The sequence below is a fragment of the Sphingopyxis sp. genome (assembly GCF_050725615.1).
Classification (GTDB): domain Bacteria; phylum Pseudomonadota; class Alphaproteobacteria; order Sphingomonadales; family Sphingomonadaceae; genus Sphingopyxis.
Map to the genome: position 1 here is coordinate 1 of NZ_JBOHHU010000053.1, position 16,861 is coordinate 16,861.

At 66.6% G+C, this 16,861-nt stretch carries 18 protein-coding genes; 1 reads left to right on the plus strand and 17 read right to left on the minus strand.

The window, feature by feature from the left end:
• Nucleotides 1-49: 49 nt before the first annotated feature.
• The 8 genes from ACREB7_RS13085 to ACREB7_RS13120 form a co-directional block, all read right to left on the minus strand.
• Nucleotides 50-1,042, minus strand: a complete 993-nt coding sequence (locus tag ACREB7_RS13085; protein ID WP_431592715.1) for a cyclic nucleotide-binding domain-containing protein — start codon at nt 1,040-1,042, stop codon at nt 50-52.
• Nucleotides 1,039-1,812 (minus strand): exodeoxyribonuclease III, encoded by a 774-nt coding sequence (xth, locus tag ACREB7_RS13090; RefSeq protein ID WP_431592716.1) that lies wholly within the window; start codon nt 1,810-1,812, stop codon nt 1,039-1,041. The genes ACREB7_RS13085 and xth overlap by 4 nt, the downstream gene beginning before the upstream one ends.
• Before the next feature lie 39 nt (nt 1,813-1,851).
• Entirely contained in the window at nt 1,852-2,193 is a 342-nt protein-coding gene (gene erpA / locus ACREB7_RS13095; RefSeq protein WP_431592717.1) for an iron-sulfur cluster insertion protein ErpA, read from the minus strand.
• A 91-nt stretch (nt 2,194-2,284) separates the two neighbouring features.
• Nucleotides 2,285-2,923, minus strand: a complete 639-nt coding sequence (locus ACREB7_RS13100; protein ID WP_431592718.1) for a M23 family metallopeptidase — start codon at nt 2,921-2,923, stop codon at nt 2,285-2,287.
• A 177-nt stretch (nt 2,924-3,100) separates the two neighbouring features.
• Nucleotides 3,101-3,892, minus strand: coding sequence for a ferritin-like domain-containing protein (locus tag ACREB7_RS13105; RefSeq protein ID WP_431592719.1), 792 nt, complete (start codon nt 3,890-3,892; stop codon nt 3,101-3,103).
• The gene (locus ACREB7_RS13110; protein ID WP_431592720.1) at nt 3,889-4,353 is read right to left on the minus strand and encodes a peroxiredoxin; all 465 of its coding nucleotides are present in this window, start codon (nt 4,351-4,353) and stop codon (nt 3,889-3,891) included. Before ACREB7_RS13110 ends, ACREB7_RS13105 begins: the two co-directional genes overlap by 4 nt.
• Nucleotides 4,353-7,058: a bifunctional [glutamine synthetase] adenylyltransferase/[glutamine synthetase]-adenylyl-L-tyrosine phosphorylase gene (locus ACREB7_RS13115; RefSeq protein ID WP_431592721.1), complete on the minus strand. Its 2,706-nt coding sequence runs from the start codon at nt 7,056-7,058 to the stop codon at nt 4,353-4,355. The genes ACREB7_RS13110 and ACREB7_RS13115 overlap by 1 nt, the downstream gene beginning before the upstream one ends.
• A gap of 55 nt (nt 7,059-7,113) precedes the next feature.
• Nucleotides 7,114-7,908: a response regulator gene (locus tag ACREB7_RS13120; protein WP_431592722.1), complete on the minus strand. Its 795-nt coding sequence runs from the start codon at nt 7,906-7,908 to the stop codon at nt 7,114-7,116.
• Nucleotides 7,909-8,167: 259 nt separating this feature from the next.
• On the opposite strand from ACREB7_RS13120, the gene ACREB7_RS13125 reads away from it, so the two are divergent.
• On the plus strand, nt 8,168-8,278 hold the full coding sequence (locus ACREB7_RS13125; RefSeq protein ID WP_431592723.1) for a NepR family anti-sigma factor: 111 nt from the start codon (nt 8,168-8,170) through the stop codon (nt 8,276-8,278).
• Between the two features lie 6 nt (nt 8,279-8,284).
• On the opposite strand, the gene tgt is transcribed toward ACREB7_RS13125, so the two are convergent.
• From tgt to ACREB7_RS13170, 9 genes are all read right to left on the minus strand, one after another.
• Nucleotides 8,285-9,421, minus strand: coding sequence for a tRNA guanosine(34) transglycosylase Tgt (tgt, locus tag ACREB7_RS13130; RefSeq protein ID WP_431592724.1), 1,137 nt, complete (start codon nt 9,419-9,421; stop codon nt 8,285-8,287).
• Nucleotides 9,422-9,567: 146 nt separating this feature from the next.
• The gene (locus ACREB7_RS13135; protein WP_431592725.1) at nt 9,568-10,056 is read right to left on the minus strand and encodes a hemerythrin domain-containing protein; all 489 of its coding nucleotides are present in this window, start codon (nt 10,054-10,056) and stop codon (nt 9,568-9,570) included.
• A 56-nt stretch (nt 10,057-10,112) separates the two neighbouring features.
• A complete protein-coding gene (locus tag ACREB7_RS13140) occupies nt 10,113-10,877 on the minus strand; it encodes a tetratricopeptide repeat protein (RefSeq protein WP_431592726.1) in 765 nt (254 codons plus the stop codon).
• A gap of 67 nt (nt 10,878-10,944) precedes the next feature.
• Nucleotides 10,945-13,134 (minus strand): EAL domain-containing protein, encoded by a 2,190-nt coding sequence (locus ACREB7_RS13145; RefSeq protein WP_431592727.1) that lies wholly within the window; start codon nt 13,132-13,134, stop codon nt 10,945-10,947.
• A 90-nt stretch (nt 13,135-13,224) separates the two neighbouring features.
• Nucleotides 13,225-14,250 carry a tRNA preQ1(34) S-adenosylmethionine ribosyltransferase-isomerase QueA gene (queA, locus tag ACREB7_RS13150; RefSeq protein ID WP_431592728.1) on the minus strand — a complete coding sequence of 342 codons (1,026 nt, stop codon included), beginning with the start codon at nt 14,248-14,250 and terminating at the stop codon, nt 13,225-13,227.
• A 23-nt stretch (nt 14,251-14,273) separates the two neighbouring features.
• Nucleotides 14,274-15,011, minus strand: coding sequence for a peptidylprolyl isomerase (locus tag ACREB7_RS13155; protein WP_431592729.1), 738 nt, complete (start codon nt 15,009-15,011; stop codon nt 14,274-14,276).
• 87 nt (nt 15,012-15,098) lie between these two features.
• Entirely contained in the window at nt 15,099-15,605 is a 507-nt protein-coding gene (coaD, locus tag ACREB7_RS13160) for a pantetheine-phosphate adenylyltransferase (protein ID WP_431592730.1), read from the minus strand.
• Entirely contained in the window at nt 15,605-16,525 is a 921-nt protein-coding gene (locus ACREB7_RS13165) for a polyprenyl synthetase family protein (RefSeq protein ID WP_431592731.1), read from the minus strand. Before ACREB7_RS13165 ends, coaD begins: the two co-directional genes overlap by 1 nt.
• A 5-nt stretch (nt 16,526-16,530) precedes the next feature.
• On the minus strand, nt 16,531-16,794 hold the full coding sequence (locus ACREB7_RS13170) for an exodeoxyribonuclease VII small subunit (RefSeq protein WP_431592732.1): 264 nt from the start codon (nt 16,792-16,794) through the stop codon (nt 16,531-16,533).
• Nucleotides 16,795-16,861: the final 67 nt, after the last annotated feature.

Genomic DNA, 16,861 nt, shown 5'->3' on the forward strand with positions numbered 1-16,861 from the left:
TCTCAGTGAGGCGCCCTTCGACAGGCTCAGGGCTACGGTTTTTTTTGCTCTAGGCCGCGACGGCGTGCCCGCGCCGCATCGCCAAAATGCGCGCTTCGACCTGGTCGAGCGCGTCGAGCGCGGTGACGAGATCGGCGTTGACCGACGCGCCGACCTCGCGGCTCAGCGCGTCGCCGGTATCGAGCATCTCACGGAACGTCGCGCGGTCGAAGGCGAGCAGGGTCGCCTGCTCGCTGGTGCGCAGCAGCCGGTCGTGCGGCACGCCCTGCAACAAAGGTGCGAGACCGACGAGCTGGCCGGGACCGGTGATCGTAAGCTGATAGACCCCGCCCCTGTGCGGTAGTCCGCTGCGTACCGCACCGCGCACGACGAGCCAGAGCCTATCCGATGGCGCACCAACGGCGGCGAGATCGCTATCGGCGGCGAGTTCGACCCGCGTGCCCGCGTCCCAGAACGCGCGCCGCTGGCCCGGCGTCATCGCCGCGCAGCACGGCAGTTTCGCGAGAAAAGCCTCGGCCGCGAAATCCTCCTCGATCACCGGCGCGAGCGCGCGCTGCGGTCGCGGGGTGAAGCTGTCGGGCGTCTCGCCGAGCAGCGCCGCGATATCGCCGGTCTTGTCCGCAACGCGCGCTGCGATGAGGCGGCCAAGCGCGGCCTGCAACTGCAGCGATGTCGGCTGGAGCTGTGACAGCGCGGCGCGGAATTGATCGGCGGGCAGATACCAACTGCCGACCGGCCCGCGCGCGACGCCCATCGCCGAGCGTTTCAGATCGCGGCCGATCAGCGCCATGTCGCCGATCACCTCGCCGGCGCCCACCGTCGCCAGCAAAGCAAGTCCGCCGCCCGGTAGCCGCTTACCGATATCGACCCGCCCCGCATCGATCAGATACAGACCCTCGGCGCGTTCGTTCTGGACGAGCAACGCCTCGCCATCGGCGAAATGGCGCGGGGTAAAGGCATCGGCAAGCTCGCGGCGCGAGGCCTCGTCGAGCCCCGCGAACAGCGGCACGTCCGCCAGCCAGCTGGCGGACAGCGCGGTCAAGCGAACACCGCCCAGGTCGGCGCATGGTCGCTCGCCTTCTCGCGCCCGCGATGATCCTTGTCGACGCCGGCATCGACCAGCCGGTCGGCCAGCACCGGGCTGAGCAGCAGATGATCGATACGGAAACCGTGATCGCGCTGCCACGCGCCGGCCTGATAATCCCAGAAGGTCCAGACATGCCCGCCCGGATGGCGGCTGCGCAGCGCATCGGTCCACCCGTCGCCGAGCAGGCGGAACCACGCATCGCGCGATTCGGGCTGCATCAGCGCATCATTGGCCATCGGTCCGCGCGGATCCCACACATCATCGTCGTGCGGAATGACATTATAGTCGCCGGTCAGGATCGTCGGGATCTCGGCGGCGAGCAAGGCCTTCGCCCGCTCGCGCAGCCGCGCCATCCAGCGCAATTTATAGTCGAATTTCGGACCCGGCTGGGGGTTGCCGTTGGGCAGATAGATCGACGCGACACGGACGCCATTCACGTCGGCCTCCAGATAGCGGGATTGCTCATCCTCATCCTCGCCGGCGAGCCCGCGCTGGGTTTCGACCGGCTGGACGCCCTTGGTAAGAATGGCGACGCCGTTGAAGCCCTTCTGCCCATGATAGAGCGCGCCATAACCGGCCGCCTCGATTTCCTTCATCGGCATCGTTTCGTCGCTCGATTTCAGTTCCTGCAGACAGGCGACGTCGGGCTGCGTTTCCTCGAGCCATTCGATGAGGCGCGGCATGCGCGCCTTGATTCCGTTGATGTTGAAGGTCGCGATTTTCATGGCCCTTCCTATGACAGGAAGCGCACCGCGACGAAAGCGTCAGATCGAAAAGCTCGACCCGCAACCACAGCCCGAGGCGGCGTTGGGGTTTTCGACCTTGAACGACGATCCGCCGAGCGAATCGACAAAATCGACGATACAGCCACGTACCAGGTCGATGCTTACCGGATCGACGACCAGCTTCACCCCGTCGGTTTCGGTGACGATATCCCCGGCATCGATCCCCTCGGCCAGCCCGAAGCGATAGGTGAAACCCGAACAGCCGCCGCCATCGACCGCGAGCCGCAGTGCAGCCTCTGCTTCACCCTTGCGGGACGCAATCCACCGCACCCGCGCTGCGGCGGCGGGGGACAGGGTGATATCGGAAAGCTGCGTGGCCATGGGCGCAAGATAGGGTGTGCCCGCCCAAATGAAAAGGGCGCCCCGGTTTGAACCGTTGGGCGCCCCCTCCTCTCCGACCCAAAAAACCTTGTTACTCGGGACCGCCCATGGCGAGCTTGTCGCCGGTGATCGCCGCGATCGCCATCGTATCCTGGCGGCAGAAGGGCATCGGATTGACCGGTGCGCCCTCGATGCGGACTTCATAATGCAGGTGATTGCCGGTCGAACGGCCGGTCGAACCGACATAACCGACGACATCGCCCTTTTTGACCGACTGGCCGGGAATGACGATGTAGGAAGACATATGGCCGTAGCGCGTCTGAATCGCGTTGCCATGTTCGATTTCGACATAATTGCCATAGCCGCCGAGGCGCTGGGCGCGGCCAACGATGCCGTCGGCGGTGGCGTAGATCGGGGTGCCATAAGGCGCGGGAATGTCGACGCCATTGTGGCGGGCGACCTTGCCGGTGATCGGGTGGACGCGCATGCCATAGGACGAGGACAGCGACATATTCTGGATCGGCACCCGTGACGGGACCGAAACGCCGAGGCTGGCGGTCAGGCCGGTGTCGAGACGCTTCCACGCCTGGAAAATCGCGCGGGCTTCGCTGTCTTCGGTGGGGGACGGAACCCCGGCGGTGAAGCTGTCATCGTCGGGTTCGTCGGGAACGACGACGCCAGCGTCGGCGCTGGTTTCGGCGGCCTGGACCGTCGGGGCGGTGAAGCCCATCAACGCGGTGGCACAAAAAATCAGCCCAAAACGAAACTTTTGCGCCAGAAGAGTGTTTATCACTTAACGACCCCGCATCTGCCTTGTCGCCAATGGTCTGAAAACGCCATTGGTGCCGGTTTAGTCTGCATTGGATGATTGATCATCCGCCCGCGAGCCTGTCTGCGGGGTCAATCCTTACGAAGCAACAACGGCATAGTATTCTTGCGTTAAACCGGCGTCATGGCGCGCTGAGTCGTTGAACGGCGGCTTCAACTGTCCGCGAAATCGCGATTTTACGAGGCTTTGCCAGGTTGACGCCGGGACGAATCCCCTCCTGTCGCACGCCCAGTTGAACCAGTCTGTGCCCGCGCGCACATGGCGGACCTCATCGCGATAGATGCGCGACAGGATCGCTGCCGACGCCGTGTCGCCGACGGCTTCAAACCGTGCGATCATCGTCGGCGTCACGTCGAGCCCGCGCGCCTCCAGCACCATCGGCACGATTGCCAGCCGTGCCAGCGCGTCGTCGCTGGTCTGCTGCGCCGCTTCCCACAATCCGGCATGGGCCGGCAGTGCGCCATAATGGCTGCCCAACTGGCGCAGCCGGCGGTCGAGCAGCGCGAAATGCATCGCCTCATCGGCCGCGACCCCGATCCAATCGTCGACGAAGGCCTGCGGAAACTCCCCGCCGAAGCGCCCGACGAGGTCGACCGCGAGGTCGATCGCGACAAATTCGATATGCGCGAGCGCGTGGAGCATCGCGATGCGGCCGCGCTCGGACCCGCCTTTCCCGCGCCGCGGCATCGCCGTGGGCGCAATCAGTTCGGGCTTTGCGGGCCAGGCGGGTTGCTCGGGCATCGCGACGCCCCAACGACGATCGAGGTCGCCGCGCCGCCACGCCCGCGCCAGTTCGCGCGCCGCGCGCCGTTTGGCGTGCGGATCGGAGGTCAACAGCACCGCCCGCGCGGCTTCGCCCAATGTCGTCAAAGTGCCTGCGCCGCCTCCAGAACAGCGTCGGCATGGCCCTTGACGCGCACCTTGCGCCATTCGCGAACGAGCTTGCCGTCGGCGCCGAACAGGAAGGTCGAGCGTTCGATCCCCATATAGGTGCGACCGTAATTCTGCTTCTCGACCCACGTCCCGAACGCCTCGCACACCGCACCGTCCTCATCGGAGGCGAGCCGCACGGTCAGACCATATTTGTCGCGAAACTTGCACAGCTTCGCCGGCGCATCGCGCGACACGGCGAGGACCTGCGCCCCCAGCCTGGCGAATTCGGGCGCGAGGCGGGTAAAGTCCTGCGCCTCGACAGTGCAGCCCGGCGTATCGGCCTTGGGATAGAAATAGACGACCAAAGGCGCGCCCTTCAGCGCCTTGAGGTCGATCGCCGCGCCATCGGCGTCGAGCAGGGTTACCGACGGAACGGTATCGCCGATGGCGAGGGTCATCACTTGGTCTCCTGACGATCGGGGCGAATCGACGCCCACCAGTTCGCGATCTCCTGCCGCGCGCCGTCGTGCGCGGCAAGCAGTTGCGGCCATCCGGGTTCGCCGCACGCCGCCGCGACCAGTTGCCGCGCCGCCGGCGTCGCGGGCTCGCCTTCGGGCGCGGTCAGCCGCAGCATAACCAGCATCCGCCCCAGCAGGCCATGCGCGTCGCAGACCTCCGGCGGCGCCAGCCCCTCGATCCGCAGGCAGGCGAGCGCCGAGCCGATATTGGGATCGTGGCAGCGCCCGCTCGTCAGCTGCGTGACCTGCATCGCGAACTCGAGGTCGACGAGCCCGCCCGGCCCGCCCTTGATGTCGAGCGGGCCCTTCGGTGGTTTGTGCGCCGCCATCTTGGCGCGCATCTCGGCGGCGTCCTGCGCCAGCTTCACGGAATCGCGCGGGATCGCGAGCAGCGCGTCGATGATCTGCTGCACCTCGGCGCGCGCCTCGTCCGATCCATAGACCGGCCGCGCGCGAAGCAACGCCATATGCTCCCACGTCCAGGCCTCTTCGCGCTGATAACGTTCGAAGCTGTCGAGTGTGACCACCAACGGCCCCTGCACGCCTTGGGGCCGCAGCCGCGTATCGACCTCGTAGAGCTTCCCCGCCGCGGTCGGCACCGACATCGCGCCGGTCAGCCGCTGCGCGAGGCGGTTGTAATAGGTCGTCGCGCCGAGCGGCCGGCGCCCGTCCGATTCGGCGAGATGGTCGCCGGTAAAAAGATAGATGAGGTCGAGGTCCGAGGCGTGCGTCAGCGCGCGTCCGCCGAGCCGCCCCAGCGCGAGTACGACGAGTTCGCTGTCGGCGATCCGCCCATGCGCCTCGACGAATTCGGCGACCGTCGCATCGGCGAGCACCTGCAGCGCCGCCTCGGCGAGTTCGGAATAGCCGCAGGCGATCATCATCGGGTCGGTCGCGCCCGCGATCAGCTGGACGCCATAGGCAAAGCGCCGCTCGCCGACGCGGTCGCGCACCCGGTCGAGCAACCGTTCATAATCGAGCCCGGCGAGGCCCGGCGCCCATTCGGACAGCAGCTCGGCCTTGGTCGCGGGCGCCTCGAACGCGCGCTTGTCGATCAGCCCCTCGATCAGCTCGACGCGCGCGCCGAGCGCCTCCGCGAGTGTCGGGGCGAGCGTCAGCACACGCACCGCGACCTTGGCCAGCTCGGGCTGCGCCGCGAGCAGATGGAAAAAATTGATCGCGCTGGGCAGGCCCGACACCAGCTTGTCGAAGCGGGTCAGCGCCGCCTCGGGATCGGGCGCGGCGCCGAGCGCCTTGACCAGTCCGGGCAGCACCGTCTCGAGCGCGTCCTGCGCCGCCGGGGTGCGCAACGCGCGCAGCTTGCCGCCGCGCCATTCGGCGATGGTGCGCAGCGCATGGTCAGCCGGTTCGAAGCCCGCCGCCATCAGCGCGCCCGCCAGCTCGCCCTCGTCGCGCGGCAGCCCGCTGGTCGCCGCGCGTTCGAGCACCAGCTGGTCGTAACAGGCCGCGACGTCGGCGGTGACGGGCTCGAGCATCGCGAGCAACGCCGCGCCATCGGCGTGCCCGTCGAGCCGCGCCACCGCATCGAGCGCCGCGGGCTGGAGCGGCAGGCTGTGCGTCTGCTGGTCCTCGATCATCTGCAACCGATGCTCGATGCGCCGAAGGGTGGCGTAATGACCGGTCAGCCGCGCCGCCACATCGGGGTCGATCCGCCCCGCCGCCGCCAGCGCAGCGAGCGCATCGACCGTCGCCGGCACGCGCAGCGACGGGTCGCGCCCGCCGTAGATCAGCTGGTGGACCTGCGCGAAAAATTCGATCTCGCGGATGCCGCCGCGCCCGCGCTTCAAGTCGTAGCCGGGGCCGAACGCCTGCCCCTGCGCAAAATGGTCGCGGATCCGGTCGCTCATCGCACCGATTTCCTTGAGCTGGCGGAAATCGAGGCTGCGGCGCCAGATGAAGGGCTGGATCGCCGAGAGGAACTCGCCGCCCAAGGCGCGGTCGCCCGCCGAGGCGCGCGACCGGATGAACGCCGCCTGCTCCCACGCCAGCGCCTCGGATTCATAATAGGAAATCGCCGCGTCGACGGGCAGCACGATCGGCGTGACTTCGGGATGCGGGCGGAGGCGGAGGTCGACGCGCAGCACATGGCCGTTCGCGGTGCGCGCCGACAGGATCTCGGTCATCCGCCGCGCGATGCGTACCGCCGCCTCGGTCGGGTCGTCGCGCTGGCGGCGCGGCATCGTCTCGGGATCGAAGATCAGGATCGGGTCGATGTCCGACGAGTAGTTGAGTTCGTGGCTGCCGAGCTTGCCGAGCGCGATCACCGACAAGCCGCGCGGATCCTCTCCGGGCACGCGCTCGGCAAAGGCCGCGGCCAGCGCGGCATCGCACGCCACATCGGCAAAGGCCGACAAATGCCGCGTCGTCGTCGCCACATCATGCTCACCCGACAGGTCGCCAAGCGCGAGCAGCAGCGCGATCCGCCCGCGCCAGTGGCGCAAGGCGACCATGATATCGTCATCGACCGGCGGCGCGGCCACCGCCGCCAGCGCGGCGTCGGTGCCCTCGGTCAGGAAGCGCATCACATCATCGGCGTGCAGTTCGGCCAGCCGCGCCAGAAACGGCGCATTGGCGGTGAGGCGATCGAGCGCCGATTGGCGGACGGAAGAAGCGTCGGACATCATCACCCCGCCCTATCACCCGCGCCGACGCGGGTGACAAGAGCGGGCGACGTCCGGGTCAGGCCGGAACCGTCGCCTCGTCGAAGAACAGCACCTGCGCGATCGCGGCGCGCAAGGTCGCGGGCTGGTACGGCTTGGTCAGCAGGAAGGCCGGTTCGGGCCGGTCGCCGGTCAGCAGCCGTTCGGGGAAGGCAGTGATGAAGATGACCGGCACCTTCAGGTCGGCCAGGATTTCCTGCACCGCCTCGATCCCCGAGCTGTTGTCGGCAAGCTGGATGTCGGCGAGCACCAGGCCCGGCTGATGCGCCTGCGCCTCGGCCACCGCTTCGGCATGGGTGGTGGCGACCGCGACGACGTCATGGCCGAGGTCGCGGACGATCATTTCGATATCCATCGCGATGATCGGCTCATCCTCGATGATCAGGATGCGCGCGCGGGTCTGGCGGTCGATTTCGGCCATCGCCTCGTCGATCAGGCCATGCACCGTCGCCGCATCGCGGCCGATGATGCGGCCGGCATCGTCTTCGCTGAAGCCCTCGACCGCGGTGAGCAGCAACGCCTGACGCGCCAGCGACGGAATGCGGCGCAGCCGGGCATCGGCGATCGCGATGTCGGCGGCGACCGGCTCGTCGGCGGCCGGCTGATGCCCGGTCGCGAGGCCGAAATTGTCATGCACCATGCGATAGAGCTGGATGCGCAAATCGGCGCGCGCATCGACCGCGCCCGGATTGGCGACAAGGGTCTGCAAGACGCCCGCGACCAGCGCATCGCCGCGCTGCTGGCTCCCCGAAATCGCGCGGCCGTAGCGGCGCAGATAGGGAAGATGCGGCGCAATCGCCTGACCCAATGACATAGATTACCTCCTGATACAGGTTCTGGCCTGTCTCGAAACCCGCTTGAATCGGGCATAGCTCCGCCGGCGCCCAATTTTATTGCACGGGCGTGGAACGATCTAACGGCAAATTGGTTTCATGGGAAAGAAGAAAGACGCCATTGCGCTTTGCTCAAGGCGCGGTTAGCTACAGGCCCCATGTCCATTGGATATCACGATAATGTCGTCTGAATCCGGTTCGTCTTCGCAGAAGCCCGCCGGAAAAGACGGTGACAAGAAAATGCCCAAAAAGACGCAGGATGTGAACATCGCCCTGCGCCGCGCCTATGAGTCTGCGGTCGACGAGACGATCCCGGATTCGATGATGGACCTGCTCAACAAGCTCAATTGAGCCGCGTCAGCCCGCCGCGCTGCGCCGATAACGATCCTCGAAATCCGACTGGAAGGCCGCGAAGCGCCCACCGGCGATCGCGTCGCGCATCGCCTGCATCAGCGACTGATAGAAATGCAGATTATGTTGCGTCATCAGCATGGCGCCGAGCATTTCGCCCGAGCGGACGAGATGATGGAGATAGGCACGCGTCCAGGTGGTGCACACCGGACAGTCGCACGCCTCGTCGAGCGGGGCCTGATCTTCGGCATGTTTGGCGTTGCGGATGTTGACCGGGCCATTCCAGGTGAATGCCTGCCCGTTGCGCCCCGACCGCGTCGGCAGCACGCAATCGAACATGTCGACCCCGCGCGCGACCGCACCGACCAGGTCGTCGGGTTTGCCGACCCCCATCAGATAGCGCGGCTTGTCGGCGGGCAGCTGGCCCGGCGCATAGTCGAGCACGCCGAACATCGCCGCCTGCCCCTCGCCGACTGCGAGGCCGCCGATCGCATAGCCGTCGAAGCCGATATCGACCAGCGCCGCCGCCGAGCGCGCACGCAATTTCTCGTCGAGCGACCCTTGCTGGATGCCGAACAACGCCGATCGCGCCGCATGTTCCTCGCCCGCATCGAAGCCCGCGCGGCTGCGCGCCGCCCAGCGCATCGAGCGCTCCATGCTCGCCAGCGCGCGCTTGGCGTCGACGCCGTTCGGCGGGCATTCGTCGAACGCCATCACGATGTCGCTGCCGAGCAGCCGCTGGATTTCCATCGAGCGTTCGGGGGTCAGCATATGCCGCGAGCCATCGAGATGACTCTGGAACGCGACCCCCTCCTCGCTCTGCTTGGTCAGTGCCGACAGGCTCATCACCTGATAGCCACCGCTGTCGGTCAGGATCGGCCGATCCCAGCCCATGAAGGCGTGGAGTCCGCCGAGCCGCGCCATGCGGTCGGCGCCGGGCCGCAGCATCAGATGATAGGTATTGCCGAGGATGATGTCAGCGCCCGTCGCGCGCACTTCGGCGGGACGCATCGCTTTCACCGTCGCGGCGGTGCCGACGGGCATGAAGGCGGGGGTGCGGATCTCGCCGCGCTGCATTCGGATCGTGCCGGTGCGCGCCGCGCCATCGGTCGCGGCTACCGAAAAGGCGAATCTGTCGGTCATGGCGCGCGCCTATGGCGGGCGCGGGCGCGAATGTCGAGGCGGGGCGGTCGGTGCGGTTTCCAGACCATCCATATTTCCGTTCGTGTCTCGACTTCGCTCGACACGAACGGGATTGTATGGCGGCTTATCAGTTAGCGGCCTGCCTCCTAGTCCCTTTCATCCGCGCTCGACGGCGCTTCCTCGGCCGCCTTGGCCTTCTCTTTCGGTTTTTCCCTGGCAAAGATCGCGGCGATTTCTTTCTTGCGTGCCTGCGTCAATCCGTCCTCGGCGGCGGGGAACATCTCCTCCTCCTCTTCGTCGATATGATGGAGATAGCGATGCTTCATCGTGCGGAACCGCGTCAGCCAGCCGGTCGAAGCGAAGTCCATCTCAAAAAGCTCGGTGAGCATCTCGTCGATTTCCTTATGCTCGCTCGCGCTATGCTGGGCATCCTCGCGCAGGTCGGGCTTGCCCATCATCGTCGCATAGAGCGACAATTCCTCGGACGCCGCATGGGCCGTCACCTCGACGCGAAACGCTTCGAACAACTGCTCGCGCTCGGGGCTGTCGCCATGCGTTGCGTCGATCCGCGCCAGCAGATCGCGGTGCCGGTCGTGGTCGGCCTTCAACCGTTCGAATATCTTGCTTTCGGCCATGATCGTCTCCGTCGTTACACAACGACGAAACGGATCGGACGGCGCGCGGTTCCCGATCAGGGCGCCTTGCGCGCTTCCTCCGGCGTCGGCCGCGCGGGCAAGGGCTGCACCGGTGCGACATATTCGGAATAGATCGCCGTCGCCCGCGATGCGACGCGATCGAGCACCTCGGTCGCCTGATCCTTGAGCAGCAGATCGGACGCTGTCTTGGCCTGTTCGTCGCCGACCGCCGCGCCGACCGAGAACCAGGCCGCTGCCTCTTCGCCGTTTTCCGGGACGCCTTGCCCTTCGAGATAGAGGATGCCCACGCCGTAGAAGCCGGCCGCCTCGCCGCCATCGGCCGCCGCCTTATAGGCCTCCATCGCCTTCGCATAATCGATCGGCGTGCCATGTCCGGTCGCATACATCACCGCGAGGCTCGATAGCGCGCCGGGGTTTTTCTGCGCCGCCGCCTTGGAAATCCAGGCGAATGCCGTCGCCGGGTCGGTCGCCACACCCTCACCGATATCGTACATCACGCCCAGCCGCCACTGGCACTGGCTCAGCCCCTTGTCGGCGCATTTGCGATATTGCGCCGCCGCCTTTGCCTTGTCGGCGGTGATATGCCGGCCGCTGTCGTAAAACCAGCCGAGCGCGAACTGCGCCTCGGGGTCGCCCTCGCCCGCTTTCTCCTGGGCCAGCGCAAAAGCCTCGATCGGCTTGTCGGCATCGAGCAGGTCGGCAATCTGCGAGGCGGTCGATGCGGGGGTCGATGCTGCGGTCAACAGCAGCCAGGCGAGGCCGGTCGCCGCGACCTGTTTGATATGGCGGATATGGGTCATGTCGCGCGTTGTGGCAGCATGTTCGCAAAAGCGCTAGATGGAGAAACCGAACGCCGCGCGCTGCCCGCTATTTGCCCGTCCAGTCGCTCGTCGTCGTGAACATCGGCAACGACAGTCCGCCCGAATGTTGCGCTGCGGCGGCGATCAGATAGGGCGAGACGCGGTGCCGCGTGCAGAGGCCGCCATTGCCGTCGCTGACCATCGAGGTTTCGAACTCAATGCCCTGCTGATGCTGTTTCGATCGGCGAACGGTTCCGGTCACCAGCTGGCCCTCGCCGAAATCGATCACGAACTGGGTCCCCAGCGGCACGTCCATGATCCCCTCGATAAAGGCGCCGGTCGCCGACAGGTTGCGCATCACCACGGCGTAGCGATGGTTGTCGTGGATCGCGCCGACCTTGCGGAACATATGAAAGCGGTCGGTGCGCTGGCGCGCCGGACCGGTGGGCTTGATGGTCCAATTGCCCGATTCGGCATGGCGCAGCAGTTCGTCGTTCGACACCGGCTTGCTGTACACATAGCCCTGGACATGGCTGACGTTGAGCTTGCGGATCAGGTCGAGCTGATCGAGCGATTCGATCCCCTCGGCGGTCGTTTCCATTTCGAGCGCCTCGGCGAGCGCAACGATGGCGGCGATGATGGCGCCGTTGCGCGACCCCGCTTCGGTCGCGCCGCGGACAAAGCTCTGGTCGATCTTGATCTTGTCGAACGGCGCCGATTGCAGATAGCCGAGCGAGGAATAGCCGGTGCCGAAATCGTCGAGCGCCAGACGCACCCCGAGCCCCTTGAGCGCCTTGAACATATGGCTCGTCTCGGCCGAATCGCCCAGGAAGACGCTTTCGGTGATTTCCAGTTCGAGCTGCGCCGGCGGCAGCCCGCTGGCGGCGAGCGCGTGGGTGACGATCTTCGGCAGTTCGGCGTTGGCGAACTGGATCGGCGAGACATTGACCGCAACGCGCATCTCGCCGGGCCAGGCAGCGGCATCCTCGGTCGCCTTGCGCAGCACCCATTCGCCCAGCGCCCAGATCAGATTCGCCTCCTCGGCGATCGGGATGAACAAGGCCGGCGAAATCGGGCCGCGTTCAGGATGCGTCCAGCGGACCAGCGCTTCCATGCCGGTGACGGTGTTGGTCTTGGCGTTGACGATCGGCTGGTACGACAGCGCCATCTCGCCCCGCGCCAGCGCGTCGCGCAGATCGCCCTCCAGCGCGCGGCGATCTTCGGCCGACTGGTGCAGGTCGCTCGAATAGAAGCTGAACCGCCCGCGGCCATTGCCCTTGGCGGCATAGAGCGCGAGGTCGGCGTTGCGGACGAGATTGTCGCTGTTGTCGCCGTCGAACGGGCTGATCGCGACCCCGACCGATGCGCCGATGATGCACCGGCTCCCCTCGACCGAATAGGGCTGCGACAGGCTGTTGATGATATCGCTCGCCATGTCGCCCAATTTGCCGCGGTCTTCGATGTCGGGGAGGATGATCTGGAATTCGTCGCCGCCGAGGCGGCTGACCATTTCCTTGTCTCCGACGATCTTGAGCAGCCGTTCGGCAACCTGTTTGAGCAGCGCGTCGCCGGCGGGGTGGCCCAGCGTGTCGTTGACCTGTTTGAAACGATCGAGGTCGAGCAGCATGATCGCGCACGATCGTTGCTGCTGGGCAAAGGCGGCCAGCGTGGTGTCGAGCTTTTTCGAGATATTGAAGCGGTTGGCGAGCCCGGTCAGCGAATCATACATCGCCAGACGCGAGGCGTCCTCGGCCGATCGGCGCTGCGCGGTGATGTCGATGCCGCTGCCGCGATAGCCGGTGAAGCGGCCGCCGCCGTCGAAATGCGGGCGGCCCGAAACCGCCCACCAGCGCTGGTCGCCCTCGAAGGCGCAGCGCAGCGGCAGCTCGTCAAACTTCGATTGTTTGGTGAGCAGGAAGGGCAAGGTGCGCTGGCGTTCGCCATGGCTGTCGACCGGCAGGAAAAGGTCGCTGAAGCTCGCGCCGAGCAGCGCCGTGGCGGTCCGCCCCATCTGCTCGGCGACATATTGGGTGATATAGGTCAGCCGGCCGTCGGCGTCGGTGGACCAGAACCAGCCCTGCCCGCTCTCCTCATAATTCTGGAGCAGGAGCAGCGCTTCCCGGGTTTGAATGCCGGGAGCGGTCTCCGGGCGCGGCGCCGCCATCCGCGCGCCGAGCTTGCCCAAAAATCCGCGTCCGCCGCCGTCTGGCACCGCCTTTTCCCCCTGGTCGTCCGGGCGCGGAGCCGGATTACTCATGTTGCGTCATCATGGCTGGTCCCCACCGATCAAGAGGATTTGCCTGAAATCCCTTGCGAATCAGTAAATGACATCACGTCAGTTTGGAGATCAGGGCAGCAGCAAGCTCGCGTCGCCATAGCTGTAGAAGCGATAGCCATGCCCGATCGCATGCGCATAGGCCGCCTGCATCACGTCCAATCCCATGAGCGCGCTGACCAGCATGAACAAAGTCGATTTGGGCAGATGGAAATTGGTCATCAGCCCGTCGATCGCCTTGAACCGATAACCGGGGGTGATGAAGATCGCGGTGTCGCCCGCGAAGGGCGCGATGATGCCGTCCTCTCCCGTGGCGCTTTCGAGCAGGCGCAGGCTGGTGGTGCCGACCGCGATGACGCGCCCGCCCGCGGCGCGCACCGCGTTCAGCCGGTCGGCGGTCTCGGCCTCGATGCGGCCCCATTCGGCGTGCATGACATGGTCGTCGGTGTCGTCGGCCTTGACCGGCAGGAAGGTGCCCGCGCCGACATGGAGCGTCAGCGTTTCGCTCTTGACCCCGGCCTCGGCCAGCGCCGCGAGCAGGTCGGGGGTAAAATGCAGCGCCGCAGTGGGGGCTGCGACCGCGCCGTCCTCCTTCGCGAACATCGTCTGGTAATCGCTGCGGTCCTCGGCGTCGGTCGGGCGCTTGCCCGCAATGTAGGGGGGCAGCGGCATCGTGCCGGCACGTTCGAGCAGGACCTCGACCGGCTCGTCACCCGCGAAGGCGAGGATGAAGCTGCCATCGCTGAGCCGTTCCTCGGCAACCGCCGCGACCCCCGATCCGAAATCGACCGTCTCGCCGACGCGCAGCCGCTTGGCGTTGCGGATGAAGGCCTGCCAGCGACGCAGGTCGATACGCTTGTGCAGCGTCGCACCAATCTTCGCGTCTCCGCGCCGTCCTTCGAGCTGTGCGGGGATCACCCGCGTATCGTTGAACACCAGACAGTCGCCCGCGCGGAGCAGCGCCGGCAGGTCGCGAACGCCGCGGTCGGATATCCCGTCGCCATCAACCACGAGCATCCGCGCCGCGTCGCGCGGACGCGCGGGGCGGAGCGCGATGCGCTCGGGCGGCAGCTCAAAATCGAAGGCGTCGACGCGCATAGGGTTCGCGCGCGTCCCGGCGCTTATTTCTGGATCGGCGCGTTGAGCTGGTCGGCGGTGATCGGCGCCGCAGCCGCGGGCGCGACCGGCGTTTCAGTCAACATCGAGGCCGGCGGCATCGGCTTGTTGTCGGCGGCGACCGACACCTGCACCATGCGCGACATCACTTCCGGCGGCTCGCCCTTATGGATCGCATCGACATATTGCATGCCCGAAATCACGCGGCCGAAGGCGGTGTAGCGGCGGTCGAGGCTGAAGCGCGGCTGGAGCATGATGAAGAACTGGCTGTTCGCGCTGTCCTCGCTTTCGGCGCGCGCCATCGACAGCGTTCCACGCAGATGCGGCTGCCCGTTGAATTCGGCCTTGAGGTCGGGAAGCTGCGAGCCGCCCTGCCCGGTCGCGGTCGGATCACCCGTCTGCGCCATGAAGCCGTCGATCACGCGGTGGAATTTCACCCCGTCATAGAAACCCGCGCGCGCCAGTTGCTTCACCCGGTCGACATGGTTCGGCGCGATATTGGGATAGAGCTGCACGACGATCCGCCCGCCGGTCGAAAGATCGATGTTGAGCATATATTCGGGGTTGTTGATGTACTGATCGGGGGTCATCGCCGGAGCGGTCGGCGCCACCGTGGTTTCACCCGTTGCGGGCGCAGTGGCCGGCGCCTCGGCGGGCGCCGAAGGCGCGTCCTGCGCGGCGGCCGGGGCCGCGAGGCCGAACGCCATCGCCGTCAGGATCAGGGGGCGGAAGGTGAATGTCATGCTGGATCGGCCTTTGTGATGAAATGCTCTATGCGCCCCGTGTGGCGCGGCCCTAGCGGGAAAAAGCTGAACGCTCAATGATCGCGATCAGGTCCCGCCCTGGCGCAGGCCGCATTCGGCGATGCGCGCCACCACGGCGTCGCGCACCGTCGGGGTCACGAATTTGTGGATGTCGCCGCCAAAGATCGCGATTTCCTTGACCAGGCGCGACGCGATCGGCTGCAGGCTGACGTCGGCCATCAGGAAGACGGTCTCGACCCGCGCGTTGAGCTGGCGGTTCATGCCCGTCAGCTGATACTCATATTCGAAGTCGGTGACGCCGCGAATCCCGCGCACGACGATCGACGCGCCCTGCGCGTCGGCGAAGTCCATCAGCAGCGAGTTGAATCCGACCACCTCGATATCGCCGTCGACCGCCGCGACCTCGGCCTTCACCATCGCAATGCGTTCGTCATCGTCGAACAAGGGCGATTTGGTGATATTGGTCGTGACGCCGATGATCAGCCGATCGACGAACTTCGCGCCGCGGCGGATGATGTCCATATGGCCGAGCGTGATCGGATCGAAGGTGCCCGGGTAAACTCCAATGCGCATCAGCGGTCCCTTTCCACGATATAGCGGGCGATCGCGCGCAGCAGCGTCGCCTCCTCGCCAAAGCCGGCGAGATGGCCGACCGCCTGGTCGACGAGCGCGCGCGCCTGTTCGCGGGCGCGATCGAGCCCCATCAGCGTGACGAAGGTCGCCTTGCCTGCGGCCTCGTCCTTGTGCAGCGCCTTGCCCGCGAGCTCCTCGTCGCCCTCGACGTCCATGATGTCGTCGGCGATCTGGAAAGCCAGCCCGATGTCGCGCGCATAACCGCGCAGCGGCGTGCGTCCCTCGGCCGGGATGCGCGCTAGGATCGCCCCCGCCTCGACCGAGAAGGCGATCAACGCCCCGGTCTTCAATTGCTGCAGCCGGGTCACCGTCGGCAGGTCGAATTGCGCGGTCTCGGCGGCGAGGTCCATCATCTGGCCGCCCGCCATGCCCGCCGGGCCCGCAGCGCGCGCGAGTTCGCGCACCAGCTCGCTGCGCACGAACGGGTCGGCGTGGGTCACGGGATCGACGAGCCATTCGAACGCCAGGGCATGGAGCGAATCGCCCGCGAGCACGGCGGTCGCCTCGTCATAGGCCCTATGCACCGTCGGCTTGCCGCGCCGCAGATCGTCATCGTCCATGCATGGCAAATCGTCGTGGATCAGCGAATAGACGTGCATCGCCTCGACCGCAGCCCCGACGCGCAGCGTCGGGGTGCGATCGACATGATAGAGGTCGCCCGCAGCGCGCACGAGCAAGGGCCGCAGCCGTTTGCCGCCGCCGATCGCGGCATGACGCATCGCGGCATACAGCCGGTCGCGCGGATCGTCGGGAATGGGGAGCAGTTGGTCGAACAACCGGTCGGTCGCCTCGACGATCTCGGCCTGCGCGTCTTCGAGCAGGCGGCTGCCCGCGTCGACATCTCCCTCGGCGACCGTCACCGGGCTCAGCCTTCGCCGAACGGCGTGGTCCCCGCCGGCCGGCCATCGGCGCCCAGGCTGACCTGTTCGATGCGCGCCTGCGCCGCCGCGAGCCGCGCCTCGCAATGGCCGCGCAGCGCATGGCCGCGCTCGTAAAGCGCGACCGATTCCTCGAGGCTGACGTCGCCGCTTTCGAGTCGCCGCACGATCGTCTCGAGCTCGCCCATCGCGGCTTCGAACGACAGCGCGGAAATTGCGGGTTCGCCAAGGGTGTCGGGGGTGTCCGTCATGGCGCCTGCTTTGGCCCCTTCGCCCCCCGATGGTCAAGTGCGGTCGCGCTTGACGTCGCGCCGCAGT

Bases quoted from the DNA above. Each gene is read 5' to 3' on its own strand.
- ACREB7_RS13115 (WP_431592721.1), bottom strand. From the start codon at position 7,058: ATGATGTCCGACGCTTCTTCCGTCCGCCAATCGGCGCTCGATCGCCTC.
- ACREB7_RS13120 (WP_431592722.1), bottom strand. From the start codon at position 7,908: ATGTCATTGGGTCAGGCGATTGCGCCGCATCTTCCCTATCTGCGCCGC.
- ACREB7_RS13140 (WP_431592726.1), bottom strand. From the start codon at position 10,877: ATGACCCATATCCGCCATATCAAACAGGTCGCGGCGACCGGCCTCGCC.
- ACREB7_RS13135 (WP_431592725.1), bottom strand. From the start codon at position 10,056: ATGGCCGAAAGCAAGATATTCGAACGGTTGAAGGCCGACCACGACCGG.
- queA (WP_431592728.1), bottom strand. From the start codon at position 14,250: ATGCGCGTCGACGCCTTCGATTTTGAGCTGCCGCCCGAGCGCATCGCG.
- ACREB7_RS13145 (WP_431592727.1), bottom strand. From the start codon at position 13,134: ATGAGTAATCCGGCTCCGCGCCCGGACGACCAGGGGGAAAAGGCGGTG.
- ACREB7_RS13100 (WP_431592718.1), bottom strand. From the start codon at position 2,923: ATGGGCTTCACCGCCCCGACGGTCCAGGCCGCCGAAACCAGCGCCGAC.
- ACREB7_RS13170 (WP_431592732.1), bottom strand. From the start codon at position 16,794: ATGACGGACACCCCCGACACCCTTGGCGAACCCGCAATTTCCGCGCTG.
- erpA (WP_431592717.1), bottom strand. From the start codon at position 2,193: ATGGCCACGCAGCTTTCCGATATCACCCTGTCCCCCGCCGCCGCAGCG.
- coaD (WP_431592730.1), bottom strand. From the start codon at position 15,605: ATGCGCATTGGAGTTTACCCGGGCACCTTCGATCCGATCACGCTCGGC.
- tgt (WP_431592724.1), bottom strand. From the start codon at position 9,421: ATGACCGACAGATTCGCCTTTTCGGTAGCCGCGACCGATGGCGCGGCG.
- ACREB7_RS13125 (WP_431592723.1), top strand. From the start codon at position 8,168: ATGCCCAAAAAGACGCAGGATGTGAACATCGCCCTGCGCCGCGCCTAT.
- ACREB7_RS13110 (WP_431592720.1), bottom strand. From the start codon at position 4,353: ATGACCCTCGCCATCGGCGATACCGTTCCGTCGGTAACCCTGCTCGAC.
- ACREB7_RS13155 (WP_431592729.1), bottom strand. From the start codon at position 15,011: ATGACATTCACCTTCCGCCCCCTGATCCTGACGGCGATGGCGTTCGGC.
- xth (WP_431592716.1), bottom strand. From the start codon at position 1,812: ATGAAAATCGCGACCTTCAACATCAACGGAATCAAGGCGCGCATGCCG.